Origin of the sequence: Micromonospora sp. NPDC005087, assembly GCF_042872965.1 — a bacterium.
In the GTDB taxonomy this organism is placed as follows: Bacteria; Actinomycetota; Actinomycetes; order Mycobacteriales; family Micromonosporaceae; genus Micromonospora.
Window position 1 is genome coordinate 139,312 of the sequence record NZ_JBIALB010000013.1, and the last position, 17,558, is coordinate 156,869.

Annotated in this window: 14 protein-coding genes; 6 read left to right on the forward strand and 8 right to left on the reverse strand. The window is 71.6% G+C overall.

Annotated features, from left to right (window positions below; genetic code table 11):
• The first annotated feature begins 68 nt into the window (after positions 1-68).
• Positions 69-1,187, forward strand: a complete 1,119-nt coding sequence (locus ACFYPS_RS26500; protein WP_354964714.1) for an LCP family protein — start codon at positions 69-71, stop codon at positions 1,185-1,187.
• 46 nt (positions 1,188-1,233) lie between these two features.
• On the opposite strand, the gene ACFYPS_RS26505 is transcribed toward ACFYPS_RS26500, so the two are convergent.
• Positions 1,234-2,691, reverse strand: coding sequence for a M1 family metallopeptidase (locus ACFYPS_RS26505; protein ID WP_354964715.1), 1,458 nt, complete (start codon positions 2,689-2,691; stop codon positions 1,234-1,236).
• Between the two features lie 104 nt (positions 2,692-2,795).
• On the reverse strand, positions 2,796-4,217 hold the full coding sequence (locus ACFYPS_RS26510; protein ID WP_354964716.1) for a M1 family metallopeptidase: 1,422 nt from the start codon (positions 4,215-4,217) through the stop codon (positions 2,796-2,798).
• Between the two features lie 392 nt (positions 4,218-4,609).
• On the opposite strand from ACFYPS_RS26510, the gene ACFYPS_RS26515 reads away from it, so the two are divergent.
• Complete coding sequence (locus ACFYPS_RS26515; RefSeq protein ID WP_354964717.1) at positions 4,610-5,731, forward strand: sugar phosphate isomerase/epimerase; 1,122 nt, start codon at positions 4,610-4,612, stop codon at positions 5,729-5,731.
• A gap of 101 nt (positions 5,732-5,832) precedes the next feature.
• On the opposite strand, the gene ACFYPS_RS26520 is transcribed toward ACFYPS_RS26515, so the two are convergent.
• Together ACFYPS_RS26520 and guaB are read right to left on the reverse strand one after the other, a co-directional pair.
• Complete coding sequence (locus tag ACFYPS_RS26520) at positions 5,833-6,951, reverse strand: GuaB3 family IMP dehydrogenase-related protein (protein ID WP_354964718.1); 1,119 nt, start codon at positions 6,949-6,951, stop codon at positions 5,833-5,835.
• A 27-nt stretch (positions 6,952-6,978) separates the two neighbouring features.
• Positions 6,979-8,541 (reverse strand): IMP dehydrogenase, encoded by a 1,563-nt coding sequence (gene guaB, locus ACFYPS_RS26525; protein ID WP_354964719.1) that lies wholly within the window; start codon positions 8,539-8,541, stop codon positions 6,979-6,981.
• Between the two features lie 185 nt (positions 8,542-8,726).
• Between guaB and ACFYPS_RS26530 the strand changes: the two genes are divergently transcribed.
• Positions 8,727-9,143 (forward strand): DUF5319 domain-containing protein, encoded by a 417-nt coding sequence (locus ACFYPS_RS26530; RefSeq protein ID WP_354964720.1) that lies wholly within the window; start codon positions 8,727-8,729, stop codon positions 9,141-9,143.
• Positions 9,144-9,284: 141 nt separating this feature from the next.
• Here ACFYPS_RS26530 and ACFYPS_RS26535 read toward each other — a convergent pair whose 3' ends face one another.
• Positions 9,285-10,094, reverse strand: a complete 810-nt coding sequence (locus ACFYPS_RS26535; RefSeq protein ID WP_354964721.1) for a LuxR family transcriptional regulator — start codon at positions 10,092-10,094, stop codon at positions 9,285-9,287.
• Between the two features lie 252 nt (positions 10,095-10,346).
• Between ACFYPS_RS26535 and ACFYPS_RS26540 the strand changes: the two genes are divergently transcribed.
• The 3 genes from ACFYPS_RS26540 to ACFYPS_RS26550 all read left to right on the forward strand — a co-directional run bounded on the left by ACFYPS_RS26540 (position 10,347) and on the right by ACFYPS_RS26550 (position 12,664).
• Positions 10,347-10,730: a WhiB family transcriptional regulator gene (locus ACFYPS_RS26540; RefSeq protein ID WP_354964722.1), complete on the forward strand. Its 384-nt coding sequence runs from the start codon at positions 10,347-10,349 to the stop codon at positions 10,728-10,730.
• 134 nt (positions 10,731-10,864) lie between these two features.
• Positions 10,865-11,764 carry a LysR substrate-binding domain-containing protein gene (locus ACFYPS_RS26545; RefSeq protein WP_354964723.1) on the forward strand — a complete coding sequence of 300 codons (900 nt, stop codon included), beginning with the start codon at positions 10,865-10,867 and terminating at the stop codon, positions 11,762-11,764.
• A gap of 156 nt (positions 11,765-11,920) precedes the next feature.
• On the forward strand, positions 11,921-12,664 hold the full coding sequence (locus ACFYPS_RS26550) for an SDR family oxidoreductase (protein ID WP_354964724.1): 744 nt from the start codon (positions 11,921-11,923) through the stop codon (positions 12,662-12,664).
• A 121-nt stretch (positions 12,665-12,785) separates the two neighbouring features.
• Here the strand turns inward: ACFYPS_RS26550 and ACFYPS_RS26555 are convergent, their stop codons facing one another.
• The 3 genes from ACFYPS_RS26555 to groL all read right to left on the reverse strand — a co-directional run bounded on the left by ACFYPS_RS26555 (position 12,786) and on the right by groL (position 17,539).
• Positions 12,786-13,955 (reverse strand): low temperature requirement protein A, encoded by a 1,170-nt coding sequence (locus ACFYPS_RS26555; protein WP_354964725.1) that lies wholly within the window; start codon positions 13,953-13,955, stop codon positions 12,786-12,788.
• Positions 13,956-14,016: 61 nt separating this feature from the next.
• Entirely contained in the window at positions 14,017-15,780 is a 1,764-nt protein-coding gene (locus tag ACFYPS_RS26560) for a molybdopterin-dependent oxidoreductase (protein ID WP_354964726.1), read from the reverse strand.
• A 124-nt stretch (positions 15,781-15,904) separates the two neighbouring features.
• Positions 15,905-17,539, reverse strand: coding sequence for a chaperonin GroEL (groL, locus tag ACFYPS_RS26565; RefSeq protein WP_354964727.1), 1,635 nt, complete (start codon positions 17,537-17,539; stop codon positions 15,905-15,907).
• Positions 17,540-17,558: the final 19 nt, after the last annotated feature.

Genomic DNA, 17,558 nt, shown 5'->3' on the forward strand with positions numbered 1-17,558 from the left:
CCTTCCGGCCGCAACCCGGAGCACCCGTCGGAGCGTTGTTCCGGATACGGGTGGAAGGGAATTCGAAGATGGTTCTCGGATCGATGGCACCACGCCGGCGGTGGCTGCTGCTGGGGCTGGCGGCCCTCGCCATCGTCGCGCTGGTCGCGGCCGGGGCGGTGGTGGTCACCCGGCTGACCGGCGACGACACGCCGGACCGTTCGGCACCGGCCGGCTCGCCGAGCGCGCTGCCGGCCGGCACGCCCAGCCCCAGCCCGACCGGGCCGCCGCCGGGCGCCAACATCACCGGACCACTGAACCTGCTGCTGGTCGGGGTGGACACCCGGGTCAGCGTGCCCGGCTGGGAGCCGCACGCCGACTCCGTGCTGGTGCTGCACGTGCCCAAGGGACTGGGCCGGGCGTACCTCTTCTCGCTCCCCCGCGACCTGCTGGTGGACATCCCGGCGTTCCCGAAGGCCGACTACGCCGGCGGCAAGACCAAGCTCACCCACGCGATGAGCTTCGGCAGCCGGGTGCCGGGCAAGCCCAAACAGCCGAGCACCGCCCAGGGGTACGAGCTGCTGCGCAGCACGGTCAGCGGGTACACCGGCCTGCGCATCGACGCTGGCGCGGTGCTCACCTTCACCGGGTTCGACCGGCTGGTGACCGCCCTGGGTGGGGTGGACATCTACGTCGACCAGCGGGTCGCCTCACTGCACCGTCGGCCCGACGGCAAGTACCGGGAGAGCGCCCCGGGCGGGTACACCGGACCGCAGATGGTCTACGAGAAGGGCGACCGGCACCTCAACGGCTGGCAGGCGCTGGACTACGCGCGGCAGCGCTACATCACCGGCGGCGACTACGCCCGGCAGCGCCACCAGCAGCAGCTGATCCGGGCGCTGACCCGCAAGATCCTGGACGAGGGCCTGGCCCGGCAGCCGGAGCGGGTCGACCAGGTGGTCGCCGCACTGGGCGACACCCTGGTCTACGTGGGCGGTCGCCGCATCGTGGACCTGGCGTACGCGCTGGGCGGGGTGCCGGAGGACCGGTTCGTGCTGGTCGGCCTGCCCGGCTCTGGCGTCGGCAAGGGCAGCGCCTACCGCGGCGAACAGCTCACCAGCGTCGGCCGGAAGTTCATCTCCGAGCTGCGCGCCGGCCGCGCCGACGCCTATCTGTCCGCCCACCCCACGCTGCGCGTCAAGACCTGACCCGGGGTCCCCGCGATCTGACCGGATCGCGGGGACCGTGGCGGGATCAGAGGGGCTTGGGGGTGGGAGGCTTCTTCGTGCCGTAGAGCCAGGCGTCGAAGACCTTGTCGAGTTGCTTGCCGGAGATGCGCTCGGCGTGCGCCACGAATTCGGCGGTGGTGGCGGTGCCGTTGCGCTTCTCCGCCGCCCAGGTCTTGACGATCTCGAAGAACGCCTTGTCGCCGACGGCGACCCGCAGCGCGTGCAGGGTCATCCCGCCGCGCTGGTAGACCGACTCGCTGAACAGCCCCTTCACCCCGGGCTTGCCGGGCGGCGTCGTCCACACCTGCGCCGGCACCTGGGCGTACCGGCTGTCGAACGCCTGCTCGGCGGTGTACTCCCTGGTGTGCTCGGCCCAGAGCCACTCCGCGTACGTGGCGAAGCCCTCGTTGAGCCAGATGTCCTCCCACTTGGCCAGCGCCACGCTGTCGCCGAACCACTGGTGGGCCAGTTCGTGCGCGACCACCTCGGTGTTCTCGCCCTGCCGGAAGAAGGCGGCGGAGTAGACCGGGCGGCTCTGGGTCTCCAGCGCGTAGCCGATCCGGCTGTCGGAGACCACCACACCGCCGTACGCGTCGAACGGGTAGGGCCCGAACACGCTCTCCAGGTAGTCGGCCACCTTGACGGTCTTCGCGATCGAGGCGTCCGCCGCACCCTTGGCCACCTTCGTGGTGACCGCGCTGTACACCGGCCTTCCCTTGTGCTCGGAGGTGGTGATCCGGAACTTGCCGATCACCAGCGTGCTCAGGTAGCTGGCCATCGGCGACTTCTCCGACCACTTCCAGGTGGTCCAGCCGTCCTTGCTGGTCTTGCCACCCGGTACGCCGTTGCTGACAGCGGTCACACCGTCCGGGACGGTGATCTCGAAGTCGTACGCCGCCTTGTCCGAGGGGTGGTCGTTGACCGGGAACCAGGTGCTCGCCGACTCGGGTTGGCCCAGCGCGATGGCACCGTCCGAGGTGTGCAGGAACCCGCCGTCGCCGAGCACCTCGTTCTTCAACGGCTTCGGCTGCCCCTCGTACCCGATCTCGGCGACGAATCCGTTGCCGTTGATCAGGCCGGCGGCCGGCTTGATCACCAGTTCGTTCTTCTGCCGGGTGTGGGTGGCCGGGGCGCCGTCCACGGTGACCGTCCTGACGGTCAGGCCGGCCAGGTCGAGGTTGAACGCCGACAGGTCGGCGGTCGCGGTGGCCTGCACCGTGACCTTGCCGGTCAGCTGGTCCTTCGCCGGGTCGTAACGCACCTTGACGGTGTACCGGCCGACGTCGTAGCCGCCGTTGCCGTAGGTGGGGAAGTAGGCGTCACCGACCCCGGCCGCGCCGGGGGCGAACGTCCGCGACGGCGTCGGGGAGGCACCTATGGGCGGCGCCGCCTCCGGGGTCGAAGAGTCGCATCCGGACAGTACGAGCGCCGCGGTCACCAGCAGACCGGCAGACACCCGCAGCCTGTGCCTCGTCACCCACATCACGAGCCCTCCCCCGTACGGCGGCGGCCTGCGCCGCCCCACGCGAACGGCGTCCGCCCGCCGGCCGCAGGGCGGCAGCCTATCGACCGACCATCACGGCCCCGTCACGGCAGGGTGGGTGCCGCACCGCCCACCAACCACGCGTCGAAGAGTGGGCGCAGCTGCCGGTTCGCCACCCGCTCGGCCAGCGCGACGAAGTCGGAGGTGGTGGCGTTGCCCCCGGCCCGCTCGGCGGTCCAGGTACGCAGGATGCGGAAGAAGGTGTCGTCTCCGACGGTCCGGCGCAGCGCATGCACGGCGAGCGCTCCGCGTTTGTAGACGGCGGTCCCGAACATCCGTTCCCGGCCCGGCTCGACCGACGGCTGCGACCAGTCGGTCGCCGCGTACTGGAGCTCGAAGTTGCGCTGCGCGGTGCGACCGCCGTCGTGCTCCTCCCACAGCCACTCGGCGTAGCTGGCGAAGCCCTCGTTGAGCCAGATGTCGCCCCACCTGCTGAGCGAGACGCTGTCGCCGAACCACTGGTGGGCCAGCTCGTGCGCGACCACACCCGGGTTGGGCCGGTCGTCGTCGAAGAAGGCGGGCCCGTAGACCGGGCGGGACTGGGTCTCCAGCGCGTAGCCGATCCGGTCGTCGGCGACGACGATCCCGCCGTACGAGTCGAACGGGTACGGGCCGAAGCGGCTGGCCAGGAAGTCGACGATCTCGCCGGTACGGGCCAACGAGTCGGCCGCGCCACCGGTCGCCGGAATGCTCGCCGCCACCGCGGTGACCATCGGCCGGCCGGCGTGACTGCCGCTCACCACCCGGTAGTCGCCGATCACCAGCGTGGTCAGGTAGCTGGCCATCGGTGTGCGCTCCGACCAACGCCAGGTGGTCCAGCCGTCGGCGCTGCTCTTCGGCCCGGGCACCCCGTTGCTCAGCACCGACAGGCCGTCCGGGACGGTCACCGCGAGGTCGTAGCTGGCCTTGTCGGACGGGTGGTCGTTGACCGGAAACCAGGTGGCGGCGGAGTCCGGCTGGCCCAGGGCGACCGCTCCGTCGGCGGTGTGCAGGAAACCGCCGCTGCCCAGCTCCCCGTCGGCGATGGCGGTGGGCACGCCCGCGTACTCCACCGCGACCGTGAACGCCCGGCCGCGCGGCAGCCCGGCGGGCGGTGTCACCACCAGCTCGCCGTCGTCGCGGCGGTGCTCGGCGGGGGCGTCGTCGACGGTGATCGCGCTGACCTCGAGCCCGGCCAGGTCCAGGTTGAACCGGGACAGGTCCTGGGTGGCCGTCGCCGTGATGGCGGCCCGGCCGGTCAGCCGGTCGGTCGCCGGGTCGTAGCGGACGTCCAGGCCGTAGTGCGTGACGTCGTAGCCGCCGTTGCCACGGCCCGGGACGTACGGGTCTCCGGCGTCGGCGGCACCGGGCCGGAACCCGTCGTCGTCGTGGGTGCAGCCGGCCGTGGCCACCGCGATCGCACAGGTCAGCGCGGTGACGGCGGCGGCGAGCCGGCGGCGGGCCGATGTCCGTCCGGTCACGACCATGCACACTCCTCCTGCGGCCTCCCGGGTCACGACGAGCCTAGCCAGCACCACCGGGCGGGAAGCCGGTATCGAAGACCATCAGCTGCTTTCGTTGAATCAAACAAAAGTTGGCTCTGATCAATACTTTCTTTCGGCTTCGATCGACGTTACTGTCTGTCACCAAGATGTAATGCGTTCGGAACATTCACGCCGGTCGCGCTTGAACGGGACGACCGTCCCTTGCCACCCGCCGTGACGGCGGCGTGGACCTGCCCCTTCGACCTCGCGGCACCCGCACGCTCCCGGCCGCCGGGAATGCGGAACGGTCACTCGGCGGCGCCCCGCGACCTGACCCTCGTCGCACGTCTGCTGATCGACATCGACGGCAACCGCCGTCGCGAAAGGTGGAACAGATGCCAGACCACACCGCACCCGACGCCTCCTCTCCCGGCCGGCTCAGCCGTCGGTCACTGCTCGCCGCGTCCGCCGGCGCGGCCGCCGCACTCGGCGCGGCCGGCCTGCCGGTCCTCGCCACCGGCACCCCGGCGCTCGCCCACCGCAAGGACAAGGGGAAGAGCAGGCTTCGGGTCGAACCGCTGATCCCGTCGAGGAACCGCGGCATCATCCTCTACAGCGTCCGGGACCGGATCACCGCCGCGCCCGACGACAGCGGCGTGCCGTACGGCTTCGAGCGAGTTCTCGCCCGGCTCGCCGAGATCGGCTACAAGGAGATTGAGTTCGCGGGCTACACCCAGAGCACCGACATCCTCGGCCGGCAGATCACGCCCCGCGAGATCCGCAAGATCCTCGACGACAACGGCCTGGTGGCCAACGGCACCCACGCCTCGATCCAGGCGGCCACCTTCCAGCAGCAGCTGGACATCGCCGAGGAACTCGGCATGAAGAACATCGGCACCGGCAGCGACCCGACCAACAGCGCGTACAAGGCCGACTGGGACGCCGCCGCCGACACCTGGAACGAGCTGGGCCGGCAGGCCCGGGCCCGGGGCATGCGGCTCTACACGCACAACCACGACGTCGCGTACAGCTTCCTGCTCGACTCCGGTCCGCTGGACGACCAGGGCCGACCCACCCGCTCCTCCGGCGTCCGGCGGCTGGAGTACTTCTTCGGCAGGACCGACCCCCGGTACGTCTTCTTCGAGCTCGACATCTACTGGGCCTACGTGGCCCGCTACAAGCACCAGAAGTACGTCGACCCGGCGGGCCGCGAGGTGACCGACCTGTTCGACCCGATCCTCACCGTGGCCGACCGGACCACCCGATTCCCGCTCTTCCACGCCAAGGACGGCGACCGGGACACCAGCGTGCCCAACGGCTACCAGATGACCCCGCTGGGCGAGGGCGACCTCAACTTCCAGCAGTTCTTCCAGACCATCGGCGAGCGGGACTTCCACCACGCCAACTGGGAGATGGACACCGCCCCCGGCGGCGCCGCCAACCGGGGCCAGTCGCTCGACTTCGCGGCGACCAGCTACCGCAACATGTCCGACCTGACCATTTACCTCAAGAAGTGACGCCGGCGCGGCCCGAGTTCACCGAGGGCTGACGCCCCCGGTACGACGAAGGCCGGCCCCGCAGCGTGGCGGGGCCGGCCTTCCGGCGTACGGGAGACAGGTCAGCGGTCGAGGACCAGCCCGACCTTCTGGAACTCCTTGAGGTCGCGGTAACCGCACTTGGCCATCGCCCGGCGCAGCCCGCCGAACAGGTTCAGCTGGCCGTCGGCCTCGTCGGCCGGCCCGAAGAGCAGCTGCTCCATCGAGCCGATCGGCTCACCGGCGACCTCGAACGCGCCCCGGGGCAGCGACGGGTGACTGGCCGCCGAGTGCCACCAGGCACCACCGGCGGGCGCCTCCTCGCAGAGCGACAGCGGCTCCCCGAGCATCACCGCGTCCGCGCCGCAGCCGAGCGCCTTGGCGATGTCACCCGAGGTCTGGATGTCGCCGTCGGCGATCAGGTGCACGTACCGGCCGCCGGTCTCGTCGAGGTAGTCCCGGCGGGCCGCCGCGGCGTCGGCGATCGCGGTCGCCATCGGCACCCGGATGCCCAGCACCGATTCCGTGGTCGACCACTCGTCGCCACCGATGCCCACGATCACGCCGGCCGCACCGGTACGCATCAGGTGCAGCGCGGTCTTGTAGTCCGTGCAGCCGCCGACGATCACCGGCAGGTCGAGGTCGGCGATGAACTCCTTGAGGTTCAGCGGCTCGTCGGTGGTCGACACGTGCTCGGCCGAGACGATGGTGCCCTGGATGACCAGGATGTCCACTCCGGCGTCCAGGATCACCGGAGCCAGCGCCAGGGTGTGCTGCGGGGACACCCGCACCGCCACCGTGCCGCCACCGGCGCGCAGCTCGCGGACCCGCTCAGCGATCAGATCCGGGCGGATCGGCTCGGCGTACACCTCCTGGAGCCGCTTGGTGGCGCGGGCGTCCTCGTCGAGGCCGGCCAGCTCCTCCAGCACCTTGGTCGGGTTCTCGTAGCGGGTCCACAGCCCCTCGACGTTGAGCACGCCGAGGCCGCCGAGCTCACCGAGCCGGACGGCCGAGGCCGGGCTCATCGTGGCGTCCGAGGGGTGCCCGACGCACGGGATGCCGAACGGGTACGCGTCCAGCTGCCACGCGGTGGAGACGTCGTCGACGTCCCGGGTCCGGCGGCTCGGCACGATGGCGATGTCGTCCAGGTGGTAGCCGCGCTGCGCGGTCTTGCCCAGCCCGATCTCGACCACGTCACGCATGGGGGACTCCAGGTTGTTGGGGGATGGTCAGCGGGTGTGGTAGTTGGGCGCCTCGACGGTCATCTGGATGTCGTGCGGGTGGCTCTCCTTGAGCCCGGCCGCGGTGATCCGGATGAGCTGGCCGCGGTGGTGCAGATCGGGGATGTTCTCCGCACCGGCGTACCCCATCGCCAGGCGCAGCCCGCCGACCAGCTGGTGGGCCACCCGCGAGAGCGGCCCCCGGTAGGGCACCTGACCCTCGACGCCCTCGGGCACGAGCTTGTCGTCGCTGAGCACGTCCTGCTGGAAGTAGCGGTCCTTGCTGTACGACTTGGCCTGGCCCCGGGACTGCATCGCGCCGAGCGAGCCCATCCCGCGGTACGCCTTGTACTGCTTGCCGTTGACGAAGATCAGCTCGCCGGGGCTCTCCTCGCAGCCGGCCAGCAGGCTGCCGAGCATCACCGTGTCGGCGCCGGCCACCAGCGCCTTGGCGATGTCGCCCGAGTATTGAATGCCGCCGTCGCCGATCACCGGCACGCCGGCCGGACGGGCCGCCCGGGCGGCCTCCATGATCGCGGTGATCTGCGGCACGCCGACCCCGGCGACGATCCGGGTGGTGCAGATCGCGCCCGGCCCCACGCCGACCTTCACGCCGTCGGCACCGGCCTCGACCAGCGCTTTCGCGCCGGCGTACGTGGCCACGTTGCCGCCCACGATGTCGATCGTCACGTCCTTCTTGAGCCGGCGGACCATGTCCAGCACCGCCCGCTGGTGGCCGTGCGCGGTGTCCACGATCAGCACGTCCACGCCCGCGTCGACCAGGGTGCGGGCCCGCTTGTACGCGTCCTCGCCGACACCGATCGCGGCGGCCACCCGCAGCCGACCGGCGTCGTCCTTGGTGGCGTCCGGGTACTGCTCGCTCTTGGTGAAGTCCTTGACGGTGATCAGCCCACGCAGGCGGCCCGAGTCGTCGACGATCGGCAGCTTCTCGACCTTGTGCCGGCGCAGCAGGTCCAGCGCCTCGTCCTTGCTCACCCCGACCCGAGCGGTGACCAGCGGCGTACGCGTCATGATCTCGTGCACCGGCGTGTCCGGCTCGGAGACGAAGCGCATGTCGCGGTTCGTGACGATGCCGACGAGCTGGCCGTCCCCGTCCACCACCGGCACACCGGAGATCCGGTACCGGCCGCAGAGCTCGTCGACCTCGCGCAGGGTGTCGTTCGGGCTGGCGGTCACCGGATTGGTGATCATGCCGGACTCGGAGCGCTTGACCAGGTCGACCTGGAGGGCCTGGTCCTCCAGGGACAGGTTGCGGTGCAGCACGCCGATGCCGCCCTGGCGGGCCATGGCGATCGCCATCCGCGCCTCGGTGACGGTGTCCATGGCGCTGGAGAGCAGCGGGATGGTCAGTTCGATCGTGCGGGTGAGCCGGGTACGGGTGTTCACCCGGCTGGGAACCACGTCCGACTCGCCCGGCTGCAGCAGCACGTCGTCGAAGGTGAGCCCGAGTGGAACCACCCGGGCCGAGCCGGCCGGCAGCTCGGGCAGGTGGCCGCCCAGCTCGGCGTGCTCGGCGCCGGCCGGAAGGTCGGTGCTGGGCGAATTTTCCACGATTGCTCCCCTGAGCTGCTCGGATGGGCTTCAGCGAGGTGGCGCGGGCGGGCACCGGAACGCGCCACGGTGCCGGCGCGTCGTCCCATCGTACCCAGTGAGCTGGGCGACTCCTCCGGTGGCGGGCCGGCCCGGCGCGGGGCCGGGGGCGGACGCTCCCACCGACTTGGGTCTACGGTGAGGGGGTGCACGACGAGCCCATCGACCCGTTCAACGGCGACCCGGCCGACCCGACCGCGGGGCTGGACGATCCGGGCGACGACGCGACGCCGGATCCGCTGACCGACGTCGAGCGGCAGGATGTGCTGGAAGACCTCGCCGACCTGGAGATCTACCAGGCGCTGCTGGCGCCCATCGGGGTCCGCGGGCTGGTGATCGAGTGCGAGGACTGCCGGGAGCCGCACTACTTCGACTGGGACCTGCTCCGGGGCAACCTGCGACACCTGCTCAACTCGGGCCGGCCGCGGGTGCACGAGCCGGCGTACGACCCGGACCCGGACCACTACGTGACCTGGGACTACGCCCGCGGGTACGCCGACGGGGTGCACGACACCCTGACCGAGGGCACCGAGGACGAACCGGGCACCCCCGCCGCCGACTGACCCGGTCCACCCGCTCGTTCGGCCCGGTGTTCGAGCCGGCAAGATCGTGCTGCAACAAGGAAACAGTGGCTTCCCGGTTCGAGGAAGCCACTACATCCTGGATCGAGCACGATCAGGCCCGTGTCGCGTCGGAGTGGTGGATCAGGCGACCAGGCCGGCGCGGAACCCGGCGGCCACCGCGTGCGCCCGGTCCCGGGCGCCGAGCTTGCGGAACAGCCGACGGGCGTGGGTCTTGACGGTGTCCTCCGAGACGAACAGCTCCCGGCCGATCTCCGCATTGCTCTTGCCCTCGGCCATTCCCAGCAGCACCTGGAGCTCCCGCTCGGTGAGTCCGACCGCCCGGGCAGGCCGGGCGCTCGGGGCGGGGCTGGGCGGCTCGGTCTGGTCCGCTTCCGGCTCACCGGTCGCCGGCTCGACCTCGTCGTCGCCCCGCTGCACCGGCACCGACGGCACACCCGCCGGGCCCTCGCCGGGCGCGGCGCCCCAGCCGGGCTCGCCCGAGCCGCGCAGCGACGGCGCGGAGCGCCCGCCGACCGCCGCGGTGTCCCGGGCCGGGTCGGTGATCCGTTGCCGGGACGCCCGGCCGGGCGCGGTGAGCAGCAGCAGAGCCTTGGCCACCGCGCTGGTCAGGTCATGGTCGGCGTTCTGGATGAGGCCCCGAGCGCCAGCGCTGATGGTCGCCGCCGCCGCCTCGGACTCCTCGGCGCCGAGCAGCACGACCGCCGCCTGCGGCGCGCGGGCCAGGACCCGGCGGACGAAGCCCGCGCTGTCCGGCCGGGTGAGGGCCGTGTCGGCCAGCACCACGTCGGCCGGTCGCTCGGCCAGCCGCAGCATCACCTCGGGATCGGAGACGGCGGTACGAACGATCGCGGACAGCCCCAGCCGCGCGGCGGCCGAAGTCAGGTGCTGGGCCGCGAGTGGTGTCCGAACGCACACAAGAACGGTACGCACTGTGATCTCCTCTCCGCCAACGAGCAGACCATGACGGGGTCGGCTGAGGAGGGGGTTCCGGGCAATCCTCCGAACTTTTCCGACAGATAGGACAAAAGCCGCAACATCTGGGGCGTTCTCGATCACAGACGTGTGAGCCGGGGAAAGCCCGGGTACCGAGACATCCAGGCCGGGAACGGTGCGCCTGCGCGGCCCGCCGCCCGGAAGCCGGCCAAAAGGATCTCGCGGTGCCGCGCGGGAGGAGGGGTGCTGATGTCGAACGTACGTAGACTGCCCGGACCCATCGTCGACCTATGGGACTGGCAGCGGCTCGGTGCCTGCCGAGGGCGGGACAGTGCCCAGTTCTTCCACCCCGACGGCGAGCGGGGTTCCTCCCGGCTACGTCGGGAGTCCGCCGCCAAGACCGTCTGCCGCGCCTGCCCGGTCCGCGCCGAGTGCGCCGCGCACGCGCTGTCGGTCCGCGAGCCGTACGGCGTGTGGGGCGGCTTCAGCGAGTCGGAGCGGCTGCGGCTCCTCGCCCTCGGCTGGGAGGACCTGGCGGACCGCCGGCAGGCCCGTGTCGACGTGGCCCGCCTGGAGGCCCGGCTGGGCCGCCCGCACAAGTCCACCGTCCCGGCCCAGCGCAACGTCGCCTGAGCGGCCTCACCTCCGCGACACCGACATGCGACGCCGCGCCTCTGCACCGGGGCGCGGCGTCGACGCACATCGCGGAGCAGGCACCCGAGGGCTCGCCGCGCGAGGGGCATCGGCCTGCGTGATGTGATGGGCGGGTGGAAATACGGGAAATGCGGGCGTTCGTCGCGGTCGTCGAGGAGGGGAGTCTGTCCGCGGCCGCGCGCAGATTGCACGTGAGCCAGCCCGCGCTGTCGCAGAGCATGAACGCCTTGGAGCGACAACTCGGCGTGCAGTTGCTGATTCGTGGCAGCACCGGAGTGCGGGCCACCGAGGCGGGCATGACGTTGCTCGACGAGGCTCGCGCGGTGCTCGCCCGGCACGACCAGGCGGTCGCCGCCGTCGCCCGGCACACCTCCGTCGGCGACAGCGTGCTCAGGCTCGGGATCCCGCTGGAACTCCCCACCGACGTACTCTCCCGACCGCTGGCCGATCTCGCCGCGGCCTACCCGGGCACCCGGGTGCAGGCTCGCCACATGTCCACCGCGGCGCAGGTCGCCGCACTGCGGGCCGGCGACATCGACGTCGGACTGGTCCGAGAACGCCCGGTCGGCCCGGACCTGGACGCTGTGCTGGTCATCGAGGAACGGCTGGGTGTGCTGCTGGCCACCGAACCGGCCGCCAAGATCGCCGGGCCCGACGGGATTCGCCTGGACGCGCTGGCCGGGCTGAGCTGGGTGGGCTTCCCCCGCTCCGGGAGCCCCGCCTGGTACGACGAACTCACCGCGATCCTGCGCAGCCATGGACTCGATCTCGGGCCTGTCGCGCCGGAAGGACAGGAACTCATCCCCGCGGTGAAGCTCGCCGCGGTGACCGCCGGCGCAGCCTTCGCGTTGGCGCCACCCGACTGGTCACCACCGATTCCCGACCCGGTCACCTGGTCACCGCTGGTCGGGCATCCCCTGGTCCGGCGTACCTGGGCGGCCTGGCCGGCCGACTCCCACCGGCGCGACCTCGGTCATTTCATCGCCGCGCTGGAACTGCGGGACCCGGAGTAGCTCCGGCAGCTGCACGACCGCGGTGCTTATGGCGGCCATAAGCAGCCCGCAGAGGGCGATGGGAAACGCTGAGCCCCTGGACGACTTGCACCCACTGGTCGGGACAGCCCCGACCGAAGCCGCCGATTGACGGAACTGAATGTGGGTGGAGAAACGATGACAGACCTTCGAGGAAAATCGGCGCTGGTGACCGGTGGCAATAGCGGCATCGGCAGGGCGACCGCGATGGCGCTGGCCACGCTCGGTGCCCACGTGGTGATCTCCGGGCGGGACGAGACCCGGGGCGGCGACGTGGTCCGGGAGATCCGTGCGGCAGGCGGGCGGGCGGACTTCCTGGTCGCCGATCTGCGTGACGAGGCGTCGGCCCGGTACCTGGCCGCGCGGACCAGGGAGCTGGTCGGGCAGGTGGACGTACTGGTCAACAACGCCGGTATCTACCCGTTCGGCCCCACCGAGCAGACCACCGAGCAGGACTTCGACTCGGTGTTCGCGCTGAACGTGAAGGCCCCGTACTTCCTGGTCGCCGAACTCGCGCCAGAGATGGCGAAGCGCGGCCACGGCGCGATCATCAACCTGACGACCATGGTCGCCGAGTTCGGTCAGGCGGGGATGAGCCTCTACGGGTCGAGCAAGGCCGCGCTGGTCCTGCTCACAAAGTCCTGGGCCGCCGAGTACGGGCCTCAGGGCGTCCGGGTGAACGCGGTAAGCCCCGGCCCGACCCGCACCGAGGGCACCGCCGGCATGGGGGACAACCTTGACCAGCTGGCCACCATGGCACCGGCCGGCCGGCCCGGCTCGGCCGAGGAGATCGCCGAGGCGGTCGCCTTCCTGGCCACCGAGCGGTCGAGCTTCGTGCACGGCGCGGTGCTGCCCGTCGACGGTGGACGCATCGCCGTCTGACGTGCCCGGCACCACCTCGCGGCCCGCTTCACGGTGCTCCAACCGTGGGGCGGGCCGCGGCCAGCCGAGTCGGGCCGACCCGAGCGTGACCAGCGGTCGCGGCACCACGGCGGGAAGGCCGTCAGCGTGACCGGCCCGACGCGGCACCCTGTTCGACGACCGCCAGCACCACCCAGGCCGCCGCGATGAGCCACACCGCCACCAGCGGCGGCAGTCCCCCCAGCGCGACCACCAGCGCGACGAAGCCCACCCCGGCCTGAGCCAACGCCACCCGGCGGCTGACCGACAGGCTGATTCCCCGGTAGATGATGACGCAGCCGGCGATCATCGCCAGCTGACTACCGCCCAGCAGCCGCCCGGCCACGTCATGTCCGGGCCCCCGGTGGGCCGCCTCCTCCGCCGCCAGCTCGACGGCGACACCCGCGGTCACGATCGCCGCGTAGACCAGCAGGTGCCCGTAGGCGTAGAGGTAGCTCCGGACCACCGCCTGCCGCCCGGCACGCAGCGCCCGGTTTCCCGCCTCGCTGTCGAACGTGGCGATGAAGTACACCCACCACACCCCGCTGGCGATGACGAAACCGCCGATCCCGGTCGCCACCGAGACACCTCGCCACCCCGTGGCGTCGATCCCGTTCGCGACCGACAGGACCGCCTCCCCGAGCACGACGATGGTGAACAGACCGAACCGCTCGGGCATGTGGGACTTCTGCGTCGGCGCCCGGCGCACCACGGCGTAGGCCAGCGGTCCGGCGATCGTGGCGTTGACGACGAGTGCGACGCTCCAGACCCCGTACCGCGCGGGTGGGGCCACCAGGAGCGAGCCACACCAGAGCCCGGCGGCGGCCAGGAAGCCGGCCGCGTTCCACCAGCAGAATTCCCGTGCCTCGACATCGAGCCAGCCCACGACTGCGTACATCGCGGTGAGCAGCGCCAGCAGCAGCCCGTAGATCACCGCGAAGCGGCTGGCGTCGGCAGCGGCGTCACCGGGGAGGGAAGCTGCCAACGCGAGCACCCCCAGCATCGCGGTCAGCTGCGCCAGGCGGCTCGGTGGGCGGTCGTCGTCGAAGAGGTCGGCGAAATAGGAGAAGCTGAACCACAACCACCAGATCGCGCTGATCAGACCGGCGAAGACCAGCACTCCGCGGGCCGACGGATCGTCCACCAGCCGCTGGCCGAGCCGGAACACGGCGACCACGAACACCAGGTCGAAGAAGAGCTCCAGCCAGCTGGCTCGGCGCGCAACACCGTAGCCATGGATCAGGGAGCGCCTGCCGCCACGCCCTGCCTCCACCGGCTGAGGTTAACGGGGACTGGTGTCCGGTTGACCCCGGTTGGCCAGCATGCCACCGCGGTCAGCGGACGGTGACGGTGACCGTGTGCCAGCCGGTGGCGCCGTCCGGGACGACGCCCTGGGTGCGCTCGGTCTGGGTCTCGCCGGTCGCGTCGGTCGCCCGGACCTGGAGCCGGTGCTCGCCCGGCGTGGCGTCCCAGCGCCACGACCACTGGACCCAGGTGTCCACCGACACCGTCGGGGCGAGTTCCGCCTCCTGCCAGGGCCCGCCGTCGACGCGTACCTCGACCCGGCGGATGCCCCGATGCTGCGCCCACGCCACGCCGGCCACGGTCACCGGGCCGGTGGTCAGGCGGTTGCGTGCCCGGGGCGCGTCGATCCGCGACTGGGTCTTGATCGGCCCCTGGGCCGACCAGCCCCGCGGCACCCAGTACGCGTCGAAGTCGGCGAACCGCGTCAACTCCAGCTCGGTCACCCACTTGCAGGCGGACACGTAGCCGTAGAGGCCGGGCACCACCACCCGTACCGGGAAGCCGTGCTCGACGGGCAGCGGCTCACCGTTCATGCCGATGGCCAGCAGCGCGTCCCGCCCGTCGCGCAGCAGGGCGGTGGGGGTGCCGCACGTCCAGCCGTCGACCGACCGGCCGACGACCTGGTCGGCGTCCGCCTCCGGCTCGACCTCGTCCAGCAGCTCGCGCAGGGGTACGCCGAGCCAGCGGGCGTTGCCGATCAGATCCCCGCCCACCTCGTTGGAGACGCAGGCCAGCGTGATGTACCGCTCGACCAACGGCCGGGCCAGCAGGTCGGCGTAGCTGTAGGTGCGCTCGGTACGGACCCGCCCGTGGATCCGCAGCCGCCAGGTCGCCGGGTCCACCTGGGGCACCACCAGCGCGGTGTCGATCCGGTAGAACCCGAAGTTCGAGGTGACGTACGGCGCGAGCTGGGCCATCGAGAGGTCCGCGCCCGCCGGCAGGGCCGGTGCGGGGACAGCCGGCGCGGGCAGCCGGATCGCCTCCCGGGCGGCGGACACCCCGCGTCGCCCGGCCAGCCAGCGCCCGCCGAGACCGGCCACCGTGGCCGTGCCGAGCAGCAACCCGGCGCCGGTGAGGAACCGTCGCCGTGACTCCGGATCGACCCCCTCGCCCGGCGCCGCCGACTCCGGGGGCGGCACGGCCGACCCCGGCGAGGCAGACGAGACCGGCGGCACGGCCGCCCCCGGCGAGGCCGACGACACCGGCGGCACGGCCGGTTCCGGCGAGGCGGACGGCACCGGTGGGGTGCCGGGCACCGCGCGGCCGTCCGCCGCCGAAGGGCCGGCTGGCGACACCGGTGCCGGTGTCACCGGCTGATGGGACGCGAGTGGGCTGGGTGGGGACCAGGGCCAGGGGTCCAGCTCCAGCGGACCGGCAATGAACAGCCAGAGCACCAGGGCGCCGAGGCCGCCGCCGACCACCGACGGCAGCGCGTCGGCGGCGTCCGCGCCGGAACGGGTCAGGGCGGCGGCCGCACCGACGGCGGCGAACGCCGCGATCCCGGCCAGGCCGAGGGCCAACCGGCGCACCGCCAGCACCCCGAGCAGCGCGGCGAACGCGCCCAGCAGCAGCGCGGTGCCGACCAGCAGGGCGATCTTGTCGGCGGTGCCGAAGATGTCGATGGCGAGCTGTTTCAGCGACTCCGGGACGGCGTCGACGACCACCCCGCCGACCGCGACCAGCGGCGCCGACCGGGGCCCGGTCAGCACCGCCACCGGTTCCGCGATCCCGATCGCGATGGCGGCGGCGGTGACTCCGGCCAGCGCGGCGTACCGGCGCGACGTGGTGCTCATCGGCCCAGTGTGCGCGATCAACTCGGCGGGTCGCCAACCATGTCAGGGTGCGGTAATGATTTGGAGACGGACCGGGGCACACCGCCGTACGACGGTGTGCCCCGGAACGGGTGTCGCTACCGGATCAGAAACCCGGGCCGTGCTGGTGGCCGTGGCCGTGCCCGCCGGCGGCGGCCGGCTCGGCCTGCTCCGGCTTCTCGACCACGAGGCTCTCCGTGGTGAGCAGCAGACCGGCGATCGAGGCGGCGTTGGTGACCGCGTTGCGGGTCACCTTCACCGGGTCGATGATGCCGGCCTTGACCAGGTCGACGTACTCGCCCTTGGCCGCGTCGAGGCCGTTGCCCCACTTCATGTCGGCGACCTTCTGGGTCACGACGTAGCCGTCGTGACCGGCGTTCTGCGCGATCCAGCGCAGCGGCTCGACCAGCGACTTGCGCACGATCGAGACGCCGACCTTCTCGTCACCGGTGAAGCCCAGGTCGTCGTCGAGCACCGGGAGGATCTGCACCAGGGCGGCGCCGCCGCCGGGCACGGTGCCCTCCTCGACCGCGGCCTTGGTCGCCGCGATGGCGTCCTCGATGCGGTGCTTGCGCTCCTTCATCTCGACCTCGGTCGCCGCGCCCACCTTGATCACGGCGATGCCGCCGGAGAGCTTCGCCAGCCGCTCGGCCAGCTTCTCCCGGTCCCAGTCGGAGTCGGAGGCCTCGATCTCCTTGCGGATCTGGGCCACCCGGTCGGCGACGTCGGCCTTCTGGCCGCCGCCGTCGACGATCGTGGTGTTCTCCTTGTCGACCACGACGCGCCGGGCGGTGCCGAGCACCTCCAGGCCGACCTGGTCGAGCTTGTAGCCCAGCTCCGGGGCGACCAGCTCGGCGCCGGTGGAGATCGCGATGTCCTGGAGCATCGCCTTGCGCCGGTCGCCGAAGCCCGGGGCCTTCACGGCGCAGACCTTGAGGGTCTTGCGCAGCGAGTTGACCACCAGGGTGGAGAGCGCCTGGCCGTCCACGTCCTCGGCGATGATCAGCAGGGGCTTGCTGTTCTGCAGGACCTTCTCCAGCAGCGGCAGCAGCTCCTCGATCGCCGAGATCTTCTGGGTGGTGACCAGGATGTACGCGTCCTCAAGGACGGACTCCTGACCCTCCAGGTCGGTGACGAAGTTCGGCGAGATGAAGCCCTTGTCGAACTGGAGACCCTCGGTCACGTCCAGTTCGGTGGTGAGCATCGAGCCCTCCTCGACGGTGATGACACCGTCGCGGCCGACCCGCTCCATCGCCTCGGCGATCAGCTCGCCGATGGTGGAGTCCTGCGCGGAGATCGTCGCCACGTTCGCGATCGACTCCTTGCCGGTGACCTCCGCGGCCCGACCGAGCAGCGCCTCAGAGATCTTGGTGGCCGCCGCGTCGATGCCCCGCTTGAGCCCGGCCGGGTTGGTCCCGGCGGTCACGTTGCGCAGGCCCTCGCGAACCATGGCCTGGGCCAGCACGGTCGCGGTGGTGGTCCCGTCGCCGGCGACGTCGTTGGTCTTGGTCGCCACCTCCTTGACCAGCTGCGCGCCGAGGTTCTCGTAGGGGTTGGTGAGCTCGATCTCCTTGGCGATGGTCACACCATCGTTGGTGATCGTCGGCGCACCGAATTTCTTGTCCAGGACGACGTTGCGCCCGCGCGGGCCGAGGGTGACCTTGACCGCGTCCGCGAGGGCGTTGACACCGTGCTCCAGCAGGTGCCGGGCGTCGTCCGAGAAGCTCAGGATCTTCGCCATGAATGTCCCTTCGAAGCGC

Excerpts from the sequence above, each read along its gene's own strand:
- ACFYPS_RS26550 (WP_354964724.1), top strand. The coding sequence starts at position 11,921 with ATGACAGACCTTCGAGGAAAATCGGCGCTGGTGACCGGTGGCAATAGC.
- ACFYPS_RS26510 (WP_354964716.1), bottom strand. The coding sequence starts at position 4,217 with ATGGTCGTGACCGGACGGACATCGGCCCGCCGCCGGCTCGCCGCCGCC.
- groL (WP_354964727.1), bottom strand. The coding sequence starts at position 17,539 with ATGGCGAAGATCCTGAGCTTCTCGGACGACGCCCGGCACCTGCTGGAG.
- ACFYPS_RS26500 (WP_354964714.1), top strand. The coding sequence starts at position 69 with ATGGTTCTCGGATCGATGGCACCACGCCGGCGGTGGCTGCTGCTGGGG.
- ACFYPS_RS26540 (WP_354964722.1), top strand. The coding sequence starts at position 10,347 with ATGTCGAACGTACGTAGACTGCCCGGACCCATCGTCGACCTATGGGAC.
- ACFYPS_RS26505 (WP_354964715.1), bottom strand. The coding sequence starts at position 2,691 with ATGTGGGTGACGAGGCACAGGCTGCGGGTGTCTGCCGGTCTGCTGGTG.
- ACFYPS_RS26520 (WP_354964718.1), bottom strand. The coding sequence starts at position 6,951 with ATGCGTGACGTGGTCGAGATCGGGCTGGGCAAGACCGCGCAGCGCGGC.
- ACFYPS_RS26515 (WP_354964717.1), top strand. The coding sequence starts at position 4,610 with ATGCCAGACCACACCGCACCCGACGCCTCCTCTCCCGGCCGGCTCAGC.
- ACFYPS_RS26560 (WP_354964726.1), bottom strand. The coding sequence starts at position 15,780 with ATGAGCACCACGTCGCGCCGGTACGCCGCGCTGGCCGGAGTCACCGCC.